The sequence below is a fragment of the Synechococcus sp. MU1617 genome (genome assembly GCF_020514235.1).
Taxonomy (GTDB): domain Bacteria; phylum Cyanobacteriota; class Cyanobacteriia; order PCC-6307; family Cyanobiaceae; genus Parasynechococcus.
In genome coordinates, this window is the sequence record NZ_VTLB01000001.1 from 287,170 (window position 1) to 304,215 (window position 17,046).

The 17,046-nt window shown below is 61.6% G+C and carries 17 protein-coding genes; 5 read left to right on the plus strand and 12 right to left on the minus strand.

Translation table 11 applies throughout. From position 1 onward, the window contains the following. Positions 1–19: 19 nt before the first annotated feature. Positions 20–1,294: a Y-family DNA polymerase gene (locus tag FZZ90_RS01600; RefSeq protein WP_226424035.1), complete on the plus strand. Its 1,275-nt coding sequence runs from the start codon at positions 20–22 to the stop codon at positions 1,292–1,294. A gap of 21 nt (positions 1,295–1,315) precedes the next feature. Here FZZ90_RS01600 and FZZ90_RS01605 read toward each other — a convergent pair whose 3' ends face one another. Genes FZZ90_RS01605 through dnaG form a run of 3 tightly spaced genes read right to left on the minus strand, consistent with a single transcriptional unit; the run spans position 1,316 to position 3,973 of the window. Beyond that, entirely contained in the window at positions 1,316–1,612 is a 297-nt protein-coding gene (locus tag FZZ90_RS01605) for a hypothetical protein (protein ID WP_226412307.1), read from the minus strand. Then, the gene (locus FZZ90_RS01610) at positions 1,612–1,869 is read right to left on the minus strand and encodes a hypothetical protein (protein WP_226424036.1); all 258 of its coding nucleotides are present in this window, start codon (positions 1,867–1,869) and stop codon (positions 1,612–1,614) included. The genes FZZ90_RS01605 and FZZ90_RS01610 overlap by 1 nt, the downstream gene beginning before the upstream one ends. 55 nt (positions 1,870–1,924) lie before the next feature. After that, a complete protein-coding gene (gene dnaG / locus FZZ90_RS01615) occupies positions 1,925–3,973 on the minus strand; it encodes a DNA primase (protein ID WP_226424037.1) in 2,049 nt (682 codons plus the stop codon). A gap of 53 nt (positions 3,974–4,026) precedes the next feature. On the opposite strand from dnaG, the gene FZZ90_RS01620 reads away from it, so the two are divergent. Beyond that, positions 4,027–4,917 carry a DMT family transporter gene (locus FZZ90_RS01620; protein ID WP_226424038.1) on the plus strand — a complete coding sequence of 297 codons (891 nt, stop codon included), beginning with the start codon at positions 4,027–4,029 and terminating at the stop codon, positions 4,915–4,917. 3 nt (positions 4,918–4,920) lie between these two features. Here the strand turns inward: FZZ90_RS01620 and FZZ90_RS01625 are convergent, their stop codons facing one another. Next, entirely contained in the window at positions 4,921–5,382 is a 462-nt protein-coding gene (locus tag FZZ90_RS01625; RefSeq protein WP_226424039.1) for a hypothetical protein, read from the minus strand. Between the two features lie 22 nt (positions 5,383–5,404). Between FZZ90_RS01625 and ruvA the strand changes: the two genes are divergently transcribed. The 3 genes from ruvA to FZZ90_RS01640 are packed head-to-tail and all read left to right on the plus strand — an operon-like array spanning position 5,405 to position 6,801. Further along, on the plus strand, positions 5,405–6,049 hold the full coding sequence (ruvA, locus tag FZZ90_RS01630) for a Holliday junction branch migration protein RuvA (RefSeq protein ID WP_226424040.1): 645 nt from the start codon (positions 5,405–5,407) through the stop codon (positions 6,047–6,049). A 56-nt stretch (positions 6,050–6,105) separates the two neighbouring features. After that, a complete protein-coding gene (gene rpsO / locus FZZ90_RS01635; protein WP_006851408.1) occupies positions 6,106–6,375 on the plus strand; it encodes a 30S ribosomal protein S15 in 270 nt (89 codons plus the stop codon). Between the two features lie 12 nt (positions 6,376–6,387). Then, positions 6,388–6,801 (plus strand): PAM68 family protein, encoded by a 414-nt coding sequence (locus FZZ90_RS01640; RefSeq protein ID WP_226424041.1) that lies wholly within the window; start codon positions 6,388–6,390, stop codon positions 6,799–6,801. A gap of 36 nt (positions 6,802–6,837) precedes the next feature. On the opposite strand, the gene FZZ90_RS01645 is transcribed toward FZZ90_RS01640, so the two are convergent. The 8 genes from FZZ90_RS01645 to trpD form a co-directional block, all read right to left on the minus strand. Then, positions 6,838–10,356: a DNA polymerase III subunit alpha gene (locus FZZ90_RS01645; RefSeq protein WP_226424042.1), complete on the minus strand. Its 3,519-nt coding sequence runs from the start codon at positions 10,354–10,356 to the stop codon at positions 6,838–6,840. A gap of 69 nt (positions 10,357–10,425) precedes the next feature. Then, positions 10,426–11,901 (minus strand): Asp-tRNA(Asn)/Glu-tRNA(Gln) amidotransferase subunit GatA, encoded by a 1,476-nt coding sequence (gene gatA / locus FZZ90_RS01650; RefSeq protein WP_226424043.1) that lies wholly within the window; start codon positions 11,899–11,901, stop codon positions 10,426–10,428. Positions 11,902–11,929: 28 nt separating this feature from the next. Continuing rightward, on the minus strand, positions 11,930–12,175 hold the full coding sequence (locus FZZ90_RS01655) for a DUF1816 domain-containing protein (protein WP_226424044.1): 246 nt from the start codon (positions 12,173–12,175) through the stop codon (positions 11,930–11,932). 56 nt (positions 12,176–12,231) lie between these two features. Further along, entirely contained in the window at positions 12,232–13,911 is a 1,680-nt protein-coding gene (rlmB, locus tag FZZ90_RS01660; RefSeq protein WP_226424045.1) for a 23S rRNA (guanosine(2251)-2'-O)-methyltransferase RlmB, read from the minus strand. Positions 13,912–13,927: 16 nt separating this feature from the next. After that, positions 13,928–14,338, minus strand: a complete 411-nt coding sequence (locus tag FZZ90_RS01665; protein ID WP_226400101.1) for a Mini-ribonuclease 3 — start codon at positions 14,336–14,338, stop codon at positions 13,928–13,930. Further along, the gene (locus tag FZZ90_RS01670) at positions 14,335–14,724 is read right to left on the minus strand and encodes an STAS domain-containing protein (protein ID WP_226424431.1); all 390 of its coding nucleotides are present in this window, start codon (positions 14,722–14,724) and stop codon (positions 14,335–14,337) included. The genes FZZ90_RS01665 and FZZ90_RS01670 overlap by 4 nt, the downstream gene beginning before the upstream one ends. Positions 14,725–14,766: 42 nt before the next feature. Then, positions 14,767–15,927, minus strand: a complete 1,161-nt coding sequence (gene carA, locus FZZ90_RS01675) for a glutamine-hydrolyzing carbamoyl-phosphate synthase small subunit (RefSeq protein WP_226424046.1) — start codon at positions 15,925–15,927, stop codon at positions 14,767–14,769. A 7-nt stretch (positions 15,928–15,934) separates the two neighbouring features. Further along, positions 15,935–16,981: an anthranilate phosphoribosyltransferase gene (gene trpD, locus FZZ90_RS01680; RefSeq protein ID WP_226424047.1), complete on the minus strand. Its 1,047-nt coding sequence runs from the start codon at positions 16,979–16,981 to the stop codon at positions 15,935–15,937. Positions 16,982–17,046: the final 65 nt, after the last annotated feature.

Here is a 17,046-nt window from a genome sequence, read left to right on the forward strand (position 1 = left end):
AGTACAAAAATACTATGGCGTGGTCTTCGTTACTGCCCTGATCGATGGAAACAATTTCTATGCCTCCTGCGAACAGAGTCTGGACCCGGCTCTGATCGGCCACCCCGTTGTGGTGCTGTCCAACAACGACGGCTGCATCGTGGCGCGCAGTGCCGAAGCCCGTGCCCTGGGCATTCGCATGGGGACGCCGTACTTCAAGGCGCGCCGGGAGCTTGAACGGCACAACGTGGTGGTGCGCAGTTCGAACTACGCGCTCTATGCCGACATGAGCCAGCGGATGATGAGCCTGCTGGAGGCCCACTGCGAAGAGCTGGAGGTGTACTCAATCGATGAAGCCTTCGGGAGGATTCGTCGTCCCCGCAATGGCGACCTGCAGGGTTGGGCCCGCCAGCTGCGGGCACGGGCACGGCAAAACCTCGGCCTTCCGATCGCCATCGGCCTAGGGGCCAGCAAGGGCCAGGCCAAGCTGGCCAATCGCCTGGCCAAACAGACCCCAGACCATGCCGGGATGTTCGACCTCGGCCAATGCGACAACCCCGATCGCTGGCTGGAAACGATTGCGATCGAGGATGTCTGGGGGATCGGTCGCCAGTTGGCCCATTGGTGCCGCCTGCGGGGCATCAGCAACGCACGACACCTCCGGGACATGCCGAGCGGTGAACTGCGCGCCAAATGCGGCGTGGTGGGTCTGCGGCTGCAACAGGAGCTGCGGGGCCATGCCTGCCTGCCGCTGGAGCTTGCACCGGCACCGAAGCAAGAAACCTGCGTGAGCCGCAGTTTCAGCCGACCCATCACCAGCCAGGAGGAGCTGCACCAGGCCATCGCCACCTATGTGGTGCGCGCCGCCGAGAAATTGCGCAAGCAACGGCAACGGGCAGCAGCCCTCACCATCTACACCCGCACCAGCCCGTTCGCTCCTGGGTTTTACAGCCAAGCCGCCAGCACGCAGCTAGACCTACCCAGCAATGACACTGCCGTGCTGCTGCAGGCGGCACGACCCTTGGTGGCACGGATCTTTCGCCCCCACCGTCCGCTGGCCAAGGCCGGCGTGCTGATGCAGCACCTGCAGAGCCACGACATCCTGCAGACCCATCTGATGGTGCCGATGAGTGAGGAGCAGCAGCAGAAACGGGAGTGCCTGATGCAGACCATCGACCGGATCAATCGGCGTTACGGGCGTGGAACCCTGCAATGGGCCGGTTGCGGACTGCAGCCCAGTTGGTTGATGCGGCGGGAGCAACTCAGCCGTGCCGCCACCACCCGTCTGCAGGATCTGCCGGTGGTGAGGGCCTGATCAACGCAATCCAGAAAGGCCTCAGACCTCCTGCAGCAACTGAATGACCTGTTCACGGGTGCTGAGCAGCAACACCATCCGCTCACCGTGGGCATTGAGGCCCGTCTGCTCCCGCACCAGATCGGTGCTGGCCAAAGCCAATCCGCCGGTTTCCGTGAACAGCACTGGCAGGGTGCCCTGGTGCCCGCGCATGCCCTGCAGATCCAGCGCCTGACGAACAGCCCGCTGGGCTTTGTCGGAACCCAGACGCTCCACGAAGGCCGGCCAGAGGTGGTTGACCGGATCGAGCGCGGCGAAATCAAGCTGCGAATCAGTCATCAGGACGGCAACAACGCAAGGGCTTCGCTGATCATCTGCGGGGTGACGGCAATGCGCTCGAGCGGATCGGCATTGTCGAGATAGGCCTCAAACGACGCAAAGCGCTCAATCACGGGGTCGGCCCCCTCGGCGGCGCAAGCCTCGACCCAATCCCCCTCCTCCGGCTTCACCGCGACGTAGGCCTGCAGAGCTTCCTCCAGATCACCGCCGTCGCCGACGCCCTCGCCGTGCCAGATCGCTTCGAAGAATTCAGACATCTTCAGCTTGAGGAACAGATCCTGATGCAGTTTGCCCAGACCACCGGCCCATGGCTTAGGCGGCAGGGGGAACGGTGTAACTGGCGCAACGTTGCTGATCCAGATGGCCGATGTGTTTTCTCTCGGTGTAATAGAGCTCCTGGTAGCGCAGTGCATCCCGGTTGAGGTCGTCGAAAAGGGCCTGTATCCGCACCTCCATATCCACGGAGGCCTGATCTGACGAAGCCTCCTGATCAATCAGTACAGCGATGCAGGATTCCAGGGTTTGCAGACGCTGGCCGCCCCAGGCCTCCAACAAGTGCCTGCAGCGCTTCAAGCTTTTCTGCCGCTCCAGCAGGGCAGCAATGCCCCGCAGCTGCTCCAGCGGCTCCGCCAGGGCGACACGCTGCAATTCACCAGGCTCCAGCAGAGGCGTCAAGCGGGACACCAGCGCACTGCTCTCCAGCAGGAGTTGATCGGTGAGCAAGCGGGGCAGATCGATGAGATCCAGACCCTCGCCGTCGTCGTCGCATCGGCTAATCGACTCCAAGCGCCCCTCACCCAGGTTGGTCTCCTCCAAATCCGTAATGGCCGCCCAGAGATGGCGGTGATGGGGGATGGCGAAATCCTCCAGTTCGCGTTTGCGCAGCTCCTGGCGAATCGTGGCCCGATGCCGAGGGCAGTGCAGATACAGCCGCAGCAGATCGGCCTCACAGCGCTCCCGCTGCCCGGATTCACCAGGCTGCTCGTGACGGCTGGAGCGCCCATGCCAACGCTGGCCCTTCACCTGCTGGCGCAGGTCGTCCTCGAGCTGAAGCGCTAGCCGACCTTGGCCACCACTGAGGCGTTCCGCCACCCGCTGCAGGTAATGGGTGCGCACGGCGGACTGGGGCAGTTTGCCCAGCAGCCCCACCAGGGCCGTGACCGCCTGTTGGAACTGGTCGGCCCTGGTGAGATCGCGCTCCTCCAGCACCTGCTCGATCTGCCAATCCAGCCAGAGGGGGGCCTGATCCAGCAGAGCGCGGTAATCGCCGGCACCGTTCTGTTTGAGGAACTCATCGGGATCCTTCCCGGACGGCAGGTGCAGAACCCGCAGCTCCAGCTGGCCCTGCATCGCCAGCTGCTCCACCTCGCCGATGGCCCGATTGGCCGCACGAACACCGGCCCCGTCGGCGTCGAAATTCAGAACGATCCGCTTGCTGTCGCTGACGCGGCACAACTGGGTGATCTGCTGACTGCTCAGGGCCGTGCCGAGGGAGGCCACAGCGTTGGTAATGCCGGCGGCATGGAGGGCGATCACATCGAAATAACCCTCCACCACGACGGCCCTGTCGTCCTTGCGGATGGCATTGGAGGCCTTATCGAGGCCGAACAGATGCTTCCCCTTCTCGAACACTTCGGTCTCGGGGGAGTTGAGGTATTTCGGTTCGCTGCCATCAAGGCTGCGTCCCCCGAAACCGATCACCCGACCCTGACGGTCATGGATCGGCACGATCACCCGATGGCGGAAGCGGTCATAAAACCCGTTGCCGCCCTTGCGGGGAACCACCAGCCCTGCAGCCTCGAGAAGCTCCGGCGCCAGCCCCTCCACCTGTTGAAGATGCTTCAGCAGACCATCCCACTGATCCGGCGCATAGCCAAGCTGGAAGGTCTCCTGGGTGGCAGGGCTCAGCCCTCTGGCCTCACTGAGGTATTTGAGGGCCTCTGCGCCCGTGGGTGCCATCAACTGGCTGCGAAACCAACCGGCAGCCAGGGCAAGGGCCCGTTGCAGCTTGTCCCTGCGGGACAACTGTTGCCGCAACCGCTCCTGCTGCGGACCATCGACCGTCTCGATCGGCAGCTGATATCGCCGCGCCAGATCCAGCACCACATCGCTGAAACTCTGGCGCTGGAACTCCATCAGGAACTTGATGGAGTTGCCGCCCGCACCACAGGAGAAGCAGTAGTAGAACTGCTTGGCGGGCGACACCGTCATCGACGGTTTGCTGTCGTCATGGAACGGACAGATCCCGACGAATTCCCGTCCCTTCTTCTTGAGCACCACGTGCTCGCCCACCACATCAACGATGTCGGCCCGTTCCTTCACGGCCTCGATCGTTCTGGGGTGCAGGCGGGCGTTCACCATCGGTCCATTCTGCGAAGTCGCAGGGTTCCGTGCACCCCGTCATCAGAACAGCCATGGCCGAACCGCAGAACCCACAACCCTGGTGGAACCGGGAATCGTTGCGGGGCAGCCGTGCCCTGATCCTCAGCTCCCTGGCCTTCAGCCTGATGACGGTCTGCGTCAAGCAACTGAACAGTCGGCTTCCGGTGGCGGAAATCGTGCTCTGCCGGGCCCTGATCAGCATCGTTCTGACGGCTGTGGGGCTGCGTCTGGCTGGGGTCTCCCCCTGGGGCAATCGACGGGGGCTCTTGGTGGCACGGGGAGTGCTGGGCAGCTTGGCCCTGCTGTGCTTCTTCGAAGCAATTGACCAGCTACCGCTCGCTTCAGCGACGGTGCTCCAGTACACCTACCCCACCTTTACGGCCGTGGCAGCGCTGTTGCTGCTCGGCGAGCCCCTGCGCCGACGCATCAGTGCAGCGGTTCTGCTGGGCTGGATCGGCATCACCCTGGTGGTGCAACCGCAGTGGCTCACGGGAACAACGCAACCTGCACAACTGATCCCTGCCCTGATCGGCATTGGAGGCGCTCTGATGACTGCCCTGGCCTACGTCAGTGTGCGGCGGCTGTCTCAAACCGAGCACCCGTTAGTGATCATCCTCTATTTCCCGATGATCTCGGTGCCCCTGACCCTGCCCTGGGTTCTTCACCAAGGAGTCTGGCCCCAGGGCATCGAATGGTTTTGGCTCCTGGGGGTCGGGGTGATGACCCAGCTGGGCCAGATCTGGGTGACCGAGGGACTGCGCTGTCTGCCCGCGGCGCGAGCCACATCGATTAACTACGTGCAGGTGGTCTTTGCCGCTGGCTGGGGCTGGCTTTGGTTTGCCGAGTCGATCAATTCTTGGCAGGTGGGTGGCGGGATGCTGGTGCTGGCCGCCACCCTGATCAGCCTGTCGGCACGACGTTAGAGCTCAGGCTTTCTCCAACCCCAAGGGGTAGGTCAGCCAAGCCTGACGGTCGTCGGATCCACCCTTGGGCCTGGCCAGGCGCCAACTCTGACCACGGGAGCCCCGCTGCAGAAACAGCTCAAACGGGCTATCCACCTGCACACGATCTCCGGGCAGTTGCCAATCAAAGCGGCCTGAAATCCTCAGGCCCTGCTCATCACCCAGGGCAAAGCTTTCCTGGTCCTCCACCCGCACACGGCTCACGCTGGGGGCAATGGGCATCGGGGTGAGATCGAGGGAGCTGGCAATGGCCGACTGGGTGAGCTGAATCTGCAGGGCGAGCGCTTCATTCAAAAGAGCGCGTGGCGGCTGAGATCCATTACATGCCGTCAACGAAACCACGATCGATAGAACGCACAGCGCCTGAAGCAAGCGGCGAACAAGGCGCTTGAAAGCAGAGACAGGCAATGACAGCTGCGGCAACATGACGCGGTTGAAACCTCTCCCCATGATCGGCTGGCTGCAGGGACGACCTATGGAGTGCTGGACCCAAGGCAACCGTAGCGGCGTTCTGCTGCTCTGCGGTGGTGTCGGTTATGAAGTGCACCTGACTGAGCGGCATCAGCACAACCTTCCGGCTGATGGCGATTTGAACCTATGGATTCATCAAGTGCAGCGGGAGGACGGCAGCAGCCTCTACGGCTTTCCCCTGCGCCAGGAGCGGGATTTGTTCCGGCTGTTGATCAGCGTCAGCGGTGTGGGCCCCCAGGCGGGTCTGGCACTTATGCAGGAATGCAAGCCCCAGGAGCTGGTGGAAGCGATCAGCAGCGGCGATCTGCGTCGCCTCTGCAAGGCGCAGGGCATCGGCAAACGCACCGCTGAGCGCCTGGCGGTGGAACTCAGGGCCTCGATTGCGGCTTTCGCGGGCGTGGATCCAGCCCCATCGCTGGCGGAAGGCGTCAGCTCGGAGCAGATGCCGGCAAGCGGTGCCGACGTCGAAGCCACCCTCTCAATGCTGGGTTACGACGATCTGGAAATTCGTCGGGCCATCCGTGCCATCGCGGAGGGGGCAGATGGCGAACCACCTGCTGGAGACGACCAGGACGCCTGGCTGCGGGTCTGCCTGCAATGGCTGAGCCGCGAATCGGCCTGAGCCGTCCCACGCGAAGGTAAGCTGGTTGTTTGCACTGACAGGGCCGCCCCCCGCGCATGTCGCTTGATACCACCGAGAAGCAGCAGCTGATCAACACCCACCAGACCCACGGCACCGATACCGGTTCGGCCGAGGTCCAGGTGGCCATGCTGAGTGAGCGGATCAACCGTCTCAGCAGCCACCTGCAGAACAACATCCATGACTTCTCCTCACGCCAGGGGCTGCTCAAGATGATTGGCCGCCGCAAGCGCCTGCTGAGCTACATGCGGAGCAAGAGCGAGCAACGCTACGCCGATACGATCGCCAAACTGGGCATCCGCGGCTGATCAACCTGCCCCATGCCTGAGCAACGCAATGCCCTCCCCTTTGAGCCGAAAGGGTCTGGGAAGGTGAGTAAGCCTGCTTCAGGGATGCCTCGGCAGGAAGCCATTCCTCGCTACGTGGCCGATCGGATGGCCCGTCGCGTTGCTGTGTTTGCTGGACTCCCGTCCCTCGCTGGGATGGGAGTTTTTGTTGGCAGCTATTTCGTGGTCACCCGTGGCATTGCCGATATCGCTCCTGGACTAACGCTGACGGGCTCCGGCCTGTTTTTCCTCTTGGGCCTGGTGGGCCTCAGCGTTGGCGTGTTGACCGCCAGCTGGGATCCCGAACCGGGTTCTCTGCTCGGCTTCGAGAACTTCAAGCCAAACGTTCAACGGATGAAGGAGTCGATCCGGGCCCAGAAGCAGCAGCAAAAGCAAGAAAAGTCCTGATCAAATTTTGTTGATCAGAACCTCCTGATCAGGCGATCAGGAGAGCACCAAACGGTCGCTGCTACGGGCCTCAAACGATTGGGTGCGCAGCGACGCGATTGCTGCATCAACGTCTTTTACGCAGAACTGGGAGCCAAGTCGCACATAGCGAACGCTGTCGCCGTGGCACACTTCGGCGACAACAGGCACCTTCACGCCCAGCTCATCCCGCTCGGGGCGATGTTGGTTCAGGCATTCCCTCAGCTTGTGCTGAATGGCGATGTCGCTGGCCTGATCAGAGGGAAGCTGAACCAGCAGCAGATTGAGCTCATCAACGGCGCGGCAGTCGTCAATGATCAGCTGAACGCGCTCGTCACGCCGATCAACGCCAGCCCAGACCAAGAGGCGTGCTTCAGCCATGAGATGGTCCGCGAGGCGGGCGTAGCTCTTGGGGAACACCACGGCTTCGCAACTTCCGGTGAGATCCTCGAGCTGCAGGATCGCCATGCGATCGCCCTTACGGGTGGTGACTTGGCGCATTTCAGCCACCATCGCAATGGCACTCACCTTGGCTTTGTCTGGCTGCTCTTCCAGGGAGCCCAGGCCAATGGGCGCCAGCAACTTCGACGAGGGCGTGAGCTGTTTAAGCGGGTGATCTGACAGGTAGAAGCCCACCAGATCTTTTTCGAGACGAAGCTTTTCGGTTGGGGGATAGTCCGGCACCGGTGAAGCCTTGGGTGCATGGCTGAGATCCGCTGGCCCATCGGTATCGGCGACAGGAGCCATCAGATCAAAGAGATTGCCCTGGCCGCTGTCTCGGTCTTTGGCCCGTGATGAGGCCCAGTCGAGCAGAAGATCCAGATCAGCCATCAACTGAGCACGGTTGGCCTGCGGATCCATGGCATCCAGGGCACCGCAGTGAATCAACGACTCCAGACCACGGCGGTTGAGCACCGAAGACGGGATCCGGTCACACAGATCCGCCAGGGAACGGAAGGGTCCATCGCTATCGCGGGCGGCGATCAATCGACGGATCGCACCATCACCAAGGTTGCGAACGGCGGAGAGGCCAAACAGGATCCGATCGCCGTTGGGGGTGAAATCGATAAGCGAGGCATTCACATCCGGGGGCATCACCTCAATCCCCATTGCATTGCAATTGGAGATGTAGCGCTGCACCTTGTCGGCGGCTCCGGCATTCACCGTAAGCAGAGCCGCCATATAAGCGACCGGGTAGTGCGCTTTTAAATAAGCCGTCTGATACGTGACGGCGCCATAGGCCGTGGAATGGCTCTTGTTGAAGCAGTATTCAGCGAAGAGAACCATCTGATCGAACAGTTCGTCGGCGACCTTTTCATCAACGCCGCGCTCTCCAGCACCCTGGACGAAGATGCCGCGGTGCTTCTGCATCTCGGACACCTTTTTCTTGCCCATCGCTCGCCTAAGCAGGTCTGCCTGACCCAGGGAGTAACCAGCTAGATCCTGCGCGATGCGCATGATCTGTTCCTGATACACCATGATCCCGTAGGTCTCTGACAGGATCGGCTCCAAAATCGCGTGAGCGAAATCGATCGCCTCGCGGCCGTGCTTGCGGTTGATGAATTTAGGAATCAACCCGGCATCAAGGGGACCCGGCCTGTAGAGGGCAAGGATCGAGGAGATGTCTTCCAGCGATGAAGGCTTGAGATCACGCACGATCTGCCGCATTCCGCTGGATTCCAACTGGAAGATCCCCTCAAGATCACCTCGCGCCAGAAGGGCAAAGGTCTCTTCATCCTGAGGCGGCAGTTTGTCGGGGTCGACACGGGTGCCGCTACTCACCTCCACCAACTCGAGGGTCTTTTCGATCATCGTGAGGTTCTTCAACCCCAGGAAATCCATCTTCAACAGACCCATGGATTCCACGTCTTCCATGAAGTACTGCGTGATCACCTGACCGTCGTTGTTGCGCTGCAACGGAACCAGTTCATCGAGGGGGTCAGCGGCGATGACCACACCAGCCGCATGAACACCGAAGGTTTTGTTGGTGCCTTCAATCCGCATCGCCATATCAACCCAACGCTTCACTGTTGGTTCCGCCTCGTACTTCTCGCGGAACTCGGGGTTGGGGGATTCCTCACCGATCATTGCCTTGAGCTTGGCGGGCTTGCCACGAACCACTGGGATCAGCTTCGCCAGACGGTCGGCATCGCCGTAGGGAATATCGAGCACCCGGGCCACATCCTTCAAAACCGCCTTGGAGGTCATCCGGTTGAAGGTGATGATCTGCGCCACCTTGTCATCGCCATAGCGCTCGGTGACGTAGTCGATCACCTCACCACGACGCTCGATGCAGAAGTCGGTGTCGATATCAGGCATCGACTTGCGTTCCGGATTGAGAAAGCGTTCAAACAGGAGACAGTTGGTGATCGGATCGATGTTGGTGATCCCAAGGCAATAAGCGACAAGCGACCCTGCAGCGGAGCCACGGCCAGGGCCGACGGGAATGTTCTGTTCCCGGGCAAAACGGATGTAATCCCAGACCACTAGGAAGTAAGTGGGGAATCCCATCTGCTCCATGATCTTGAGCTCATGGGCCATGCGCTCGGCGTAGTCGTCGGGCAAGGGAGCGTCCGGGCTGAGCTCGAGCCGATCCCGCAATCCCTGCTCCGTCACCTCCCTCAGGTAGCTGACGGGGGTATGGCCCTCGGGAATCGGGAAGTGAGGCATTTGATAGCGCCCGAGGATGTCGTAGGGCTCCACCTTCTCGGCCACCTTGACGGTGTTGGCGATCGCTTCCTGAACCACCTCAGGCTCGAGGTGATCCCCGAAGAGAAGACCCATCTCCTCTTCGGTCTTGATGTATTCGGTACCGGTGTAACGCAGCCGCTTCTCATCGGTGATCAGCTTGCCGGTGAGCACGCAGAGCAAGGCGTCGTGGGCTTCAACGTCCTGCTTGCTCAAGTAGTGGGCATCGTTGGTGGCAACGATCTGGATGCCGAGTTCCTTGGCAATTTTGACGATCTCAACGTTGACGATCCGATCCTCCGGGGAGCCGTGGTCCTGGATCTCGAGGTAGTAGTCGTCGCCGAAGACCTCCTGGTACCAAGCCGCCACCTTGCGAGCTACATCGGGGCGACCACGCAAAATCGCCTGGGCGATCTCGCCACCGAGGCACGCCGTCGCGATGATCAGGCCTTCGCTGTGTTGCTTCAGCAGCTCCTTGTCGATGCAGGCACGGGAGAAAATCCCGCGTCCACGCATCCCCCGCAGGTGACTGATGCTGGTGAGCTTCACCAGATTGCGGTAGCCGGTGGCGTTTTTCGCCAACACCACCAGGTGGTATCGCTTCTCCTTCTTGGGTTGCGGGTCGTCGATGGACCCATTGATCACATACATCTCATTGCCGATGATCGGCTTGAGATCTGTGCCCTGACAGAGCTTCAGCAGCTCAATCGCGCCGTACATCACGCCGTGATCGGTCAAGGCGATGGCTGGCATGCCCAGCTGCTTCGCCCGCTCCACCATGGCCGGCAACTGCGACGCACCATCCAGAAGGCTGTAGTCGCTGTGGTTGTGGAGAGGAACGAAAGCCATGGGGTCAGCCTAGGACCCGACGCAAGATCCAGCGTTCAGGGGGTACACACCCCCCACATGTGGCGCAGCTCAGGGGACCAGCGCGGCTTCCGGACGTGACGCAAACACCTGCGCAGCCTGCTCGTACTGGTGAGCCACCTGAAGAAGACGTGGTTCATCCAACACATTGCCGATCAGCTGCATCCCGATCGGCAGACCCGCCGCACTGAATCCACAGGGAACACTGATGGCCGGAAGTCCAGCCAGGTTGACCGGAATCGTCAGCAGGTCAGCCAAATACATCGCCAGAGGGTCATCGGCGTGAGCGCCAGCCTTGAAGGCCGTGGACGGTGCTGTTGGCGTCAGCAGGACATCCACACTCTGGAAGGCCGCATCAAAGTCTCGCCGGATCAGGGTGCGCACCTGCTGCGCTTTCTTGTAGTAGGCATCGACATACCCGGCAGAAAGGGCATAGGTGCCGATCAGGATTCGACGTTGCACCTCAGCGCCAAACCCTTCAGCACGGCTGAGCGCAGTCATCGAAGCAAGACTCTCGGCGTTTTCTGCGCGGAAGCCGTATTTGACCCCGTCATACCGCGCCAAATTGGCCGAGGCCTCCGATGGTGCAATCACGTAGTAGGTGGCGATGCCGTCGTTGAACCGGGGGCAGCTCACCTCCACCAGTTCAGCGCCAAGAGCCTCCAGTTGAGCAGCAGAGGCCTGCACCGACGCCTTCACCTCATCATCGAGGCCTTCGGCGTCGAAGCACTCCTTGATCACCCCCACCTTGAGGCCCTTAATGGGCTGGTTGAGGCCAGCGCTGAAGTCGGGAACCGACACATCAAGACAGGTGGAATCGCGAGGGTCGGGCCCGGCGATCACCTGAAGCAGTTCGGCCACATCAGCAACGCTGCCGGCGAAAGGACCCACCTGATCCAGGGAACTGGCGAAGGCCACCAGGCCCCAACGGCTGACCCGGCCGTAGGTGGGTTTGAGGCCCACCACGCCACAGAACGACGCCGGTTGGCGGATGGAGCCACCAGTGTCGGAACCAAGCGAAGCGAGGCAACTACCGGCGGCGACGGCCGCTGCACTGCCACCGGAGCTTCCACCCGGCACATGGGCGGTGTTCCAGGGATTCTGTGTGGCACCAAACGCAGACGTTTCGGTTGAGCCGCCCATGGCGAACTCATCCAGGTTTGTCTTGCCGACTAACACACCTCCGGCCTGCCAAAGCCGCTCGGTGACCGTGGATTCGTAGGGCGGCACAAACTGCTCGAGCATGCGGCTGGAGCAGGTGGTGCGAACACCTTTGGTGCAGAGGTTGTCCTTGATCGCCAGTGGCAATCCCGCCAAAGGGCCAAGCTTCTCGCCGGCGGCCCGGGCTTCATCGATACGCGACGCCTCAGCACGTGCTTTCTCGGCCGTGACTTCAACAAAAGCGTTCAACGAAGGCTCAGAACTTTCGAGCCGCTTGAGGTGCTGATCAACGAGCTCGCGGGAGGAGACCTCGCCGCTCTGCAATTGCTGACGCCACGCGCTGATCGTCATGTCCCTGCGATCCATTGCAGGGAGGACGCTATCAGCCGCAGGATCAGCCCTCAGCCGTGATGGTGAGGGGCTCAGAGCGCCGAGTCCGCAGCAGGGAGTGGCTGATCGACTGGGGTTGCTCTGACTTGACGTCGTCCAGGAAGGAACTGAGCTCACTCTCAAGCCCCTTGCGGGTGATGAAGGGACCAAACCAATAGGTCACATCAGGGCCTGAGGTCTGAACACGAGCCCACCAAGCGAATCCAAAGCCATTGGCAAGGCTGCGCAGCGGCCGAATCAGGGGACTCATGGGAGAAAAGGGACCTGGGGGCATTGTGCCCCGAGATCTTGGAATTCGTACTGTTTTCAGGGAGATAGCTGGATGTTCTGATCGAACGGCAAGACAGCATCCGGCTGAGATGGATTCAGATCCAGATCAATCCGATGTTCCGGTGCCTTCTCCACAGGAGCTTCAGCCTGTTCAGGCAGAACAGCCTGCTCAGGCGGAGCAGCCGACTCAGAGGCCTCTGTCAGCTCAACGGGCGATTCAGAACCTGCAAGCTTGGGCCGCCGAATCGGCGGAGACGGCGCTTGGCCGTGAATGTCCTTCATCCAGTTGCGCCGTGCCACTTCGTACACACAAAGGGCTGTGGCGACGGAGGCATTGAGGCTCGGAGTGATGCCCCGCAGCGGGATGCGAACCAACTGGTCGCAATGACGCCGGGTCATCAGTGACAAGCCTTGGTCCTCGGATCCAGTGACCAGCACCATCGGCCCAGTGAGATCGACATCGGTGAGGGTCACATCTCCTTCAGCAGCAAGGCCCACCACCCTGTAGCCGGCGTCTTTGAGCTTTTCCAGGGACCGGTTGAGGTTCACCACGCGCGCCACCGGCAGATGTTCCAGCGCTCCTGCGGCCACCTTGGCGGCGGAACCTGTCAAGCCAGCGCTGCGGCGCTGGGGGATCACCACACCGTGAGCTCCCATGGCCTCAGCGGAGCGAACAACCGCCCCGAGGTTGTGCGGGTCGGTGACACTGTCCAAGGCCACCAACAAGGGGGGTTCCCCCAAATCCGAGCAGCCCTCGATAAGGGTCTCGAGATCGAGGGTTTCCGCCGCCGCCGTCTGCAGGGCGATGCCCTGATGAACGGACCCACCTGTGATCTGTCCCAGCCGAGCCCAGGTCACCTCTTCCACGAGAACGCCTGAGGCCTTGGCATCGCGCAGGAGCTGGAGAAATTTGGAGGCACTGCGCATCTCGGGAGTGCACCAGATGCGATGGATGGGTCGTCCGGCCTCCAACGCGGCCTGGGTGGCATGACGTCCCCAAATCAAATCGTCCGCTGGGGGTGTGGCCGCTGCAGCCTCCGATACTGGATCCGGGCGCTGAGAAGAACGGCCCTCGTCGTACCGGGATCTGGAGCGCTGGGCCGGTTGGCGCCGTTCATCCCCGGAGCGACGGCGGTCGCCGTAGCGATCGTTGCGATCGCGAAAACGTCCAGGCCCTGAGCGGTCGTTTTGAGAGTCCGAACGGGAGGCGTTCTGATCTCGCTCGAAGGAACGGGAACGATTGCCGAACCGCTCTTTCGGGCGATCACCAAAGCGTTCTCCGGCTCGATCACCGGCTCGATCACCGGCTCGATCACCGAAACGATCCCCAGACCGCTCAGTAAACCGATAACCGGGTCGATCACCAGAGCGCTCACCAAATCGATTGTTGGGTCGATCACCAGAGCGCTCAGCAAATCGATTGTTGGGTCGATCACCACCTCGCGACTGCTCCCAGCCTCCATCCCGTGGCGCGCGTCGTTCGCGATAACCGACGCCGTCACGCCCAGGCTTGGCATAGGGGGCACGACCGCCATCAGAACGGCGGTTGCTGGGCATGGGGCGACCGTTATCCGAGCGCCCCATCGAGGAGCGGCCAGCGGATGCGCGTCCACTGGGCGGCCTGCCTCCTGGCGGTCGAGCACCCCCACTGCCTCCTGGCCCCGAACGGCCATCGCGGGATGGGCCGCTGGAGCGGCGTTCAAAGCGAGGGCTCATGGTGTGCGAGGCAACGTTATGGGTTGGATCCGGCTTGCTCCAAGTGGTCGAAGAGCTCCGCAAGCCGGGCTGGATTGTTCAGAAACAGCCAGCCAACCATTGTCTCAAACCCCGTGGCCCTTCCATAAACAGCGGCGTCCGCGCGCCTTGGACCCCGACCGGCACTGTTGCGGCCGCGACGCACCAGATCGAGTTCCTCTGAACTGAGAAGTTCACGGTCTTCCAGCCAGCTCAGCAAGCGGGACTGGGCGTCAGCACGGACATCGGCCACAACGGCCCGATGCAATTGATCAGAGCGTCCAGGCCTAGCGCCATGGCGCAGCCGTTGATGCAGCTCCCACACTGCATCTCCAATCCAAGCCAGTTGCAATGGTCCCAGCTGTTCGTTGATGTCACTGGGAGACTGGCTTTTGATCCAATCGCTCAAGCGGCCAACTGGTTCAGGGCTGTGGGCAGATCCTCCACCAAATGAAGGAACTGCTCAAGACGCACCAACTTGATCGTCTGCTTCACCCTGGTGTTGCCCACCAAAAGAAACGACCGCTTTGCATCCGTGCATTGCTTGGCCAGCTGCACCAGCGCCCCAAGGCCGGATGAATCGAGGAAATCGATCTTGCTGAGATCGAGGACAGAAGGAAGCTTGTTGGCCTTCAAAACATCGCCCACGTACTCCATGAACTGCTTCTCGGAGTACGCATCCAGCTGACCGGTGAAATGAAACACCAGACAGCCATCTTTCTGTTCAAATCCGCCCCGTAGAGAGACGGTCAGTCGCTGCAGTTCGCTGATGGGATCAAGCCCCCCAGGCATCATCGGCACGAAGTGTAGTGATGCTGAGCGTTGGCTACCACCTCATCAACGGCGATCGGCCATCAGCGTCACAAAGCGGGCGAAATGATGGTCGGCGTCATGGGGGCCCGGACTCGCCTCCGGGTGGTACTGCACCCCGAATACAGGCTTTTGACGATGGGCAATCGCTGCCACGGTGCGGTCGTTCAGATTGAAGTGGGTGACGTCAATCACCTCTGAATCCAGGGAATCGGCGGAGAGGGCAAAGCCGTGGTTCTGACTGGTGATTTCAACCTGGCCTGTGGTGCCGCAGGGATGGTTCAAGCCGCGGTGGCCATAGGACAGCTTGAACGTCTCTCCGCCCAGGGCCAGACCGAGGATCTGATGGCCCAGACAAATGCCAAAAAGGGGTAGATCGGAATCCTCCAGCAACATCTTGGCCAGGGCAATCCCATGGGTCACCGCTGCCGGGTCACCAGGGCCGTTGGACAGAAAGACACCATCCGGGCGATGGGAGCGAACCGTGGCCAGATCCGTGTCTGCCGGAAGAACCGTGACATCACAGCCATGGGCGACCAGTCGATCGAGAATGGCGCGCTTGATGCCGAAATCGATGGCGACAACGCGGAAGGGCGCGTCGCTGCGGCGCTGCAAACGCTGATCGAAGCCAACTCTGCAGGCCTGATTCCACTGGTAGGGCTCACGGGTGGTGACGCGGTCCGCGAGGTTCAGCCCTTGCATCGACGGGGCCTGTTTGAGGAGCTCTAGCAACTGCGCCGGGCGCTGGCCGTCACTGCTGATCACTCCATTCATGGCCCCCACCTCACGCAGATGACGCACCAAGGCACGGGTATCCAAACCGCTGATGCCCACCAGCTGATGGGTCTTCATCCAGCTCTCAAGCGGCTGCTCACAGCGCCAGTTGCTGGGCAATGGGGCCAGCTGGCGGGCAATCACGCCACGGGCGTGGGGGCGATCAGCTTCTTGATCGTCAGCATTCACCCCTGTGTTGCCGAGTTCGGGATAGGTGAAGCTCACCAACTGTCCGGCGTAGGAGGGGTCTGTCAGCACCTCCTGGTAACCGGTCATGCCGGTGTTGAACACCACCTCACCGATGGTGGTGCCGCGATGGCCGAAGCCGACACCGGTGAGAACCGTGCCATCGGCAAGGACGAGATAAGCCTTGTCTGATGGGGAATCGGGCATCGAAGGGCCGCCGCAGGTCATCAGTCACTCATTCTCCATCCCCGTCGGACAAGGCATCCCGCAGAGCAACAAGCTTGTCCCAGGCTTTGCCCTCATTGAGAACAGTCAGAGCCTGAGCAACAGCATCCGACAGATCGCTTTGCAGCCCGGCAGCCCAGAGCACCAGTGCTGTGTTGAAAGCCACGACTTCCGTCTGGGCCAGCGATCCCTGCCCCTGCAGAACGTTCTGAAGGATCTGCTGGTTCACCGCGCAGTCGCCACCGCGCAGCAGCTCGAGACCGGCACGGGTCAGGCCCAGGTCTTCAGGGGAAACCTCCTTTGAAGTGATGCCCCCGGATTCGATGAAACGCAAGGCATTGGGACCCGCCAACGAAGCCTCATCGAGGCCTCCAGCGCCGTGAACGACGACAGCACGGCTCAAACCCAATTGCTGCAAAGCTCCCGCCATGGAGTCGAGGAGCTCTGGACGCGCCACGCCAAGAACCTGCGCCTGAGGCTGAAGCGGATTGACCAGGGGGCCCAGCAGGTTGAACACCGTGCGAACCCCCAAGGTGCGTCGCAGCGGCGCCAGATTCACAAGTGCTGGATGCCAGGCGGGAGCGAACAGGAAGGTGACACCGGTTCCCGGCAAAGCCTCCACCACCTTGTTCAAGGGTGCCTTGAGGTTGAGACCGAGCCCCTCGAGCACATCGGCTGAGCCCACTTTGCCGCTGGCGCTGCGATTGCCGTGCTTGGCCACATTGACTCCGCAAGCCGCGGCGGTGAAGGCGACCGCCGTGGAGATGTTGAAGGTGTCTGCACCGTCACCACCGGTGCCGCAGGTGTCGACCATGGCCAGATCGGGCCGGTCGCAGGGAAGGGGGCAGGCCTCGCGCAGGACAGCCGCCATGGCAGCCAGCTCATCGGCCACCATCCCTTTGGCCCTCAGTCCAGCCAGAAATGCCCCCGTCTGCACAGGCTCGAGCTCTTCAGCTAGCCAGGCACGCATCAGTTTGGTGGCCTGATCAGAGCTGAGGTTGTTGCCCTGCAGCAGATGGTCCAAGTAACCGGACCAGGAACGCGGGTCTGAGGACATGGAAGGGAAGCTGGCAGTAAAAAACCCGGGGTGCGAGGCACGCCGGGCCAGGTGATGGGGATAGC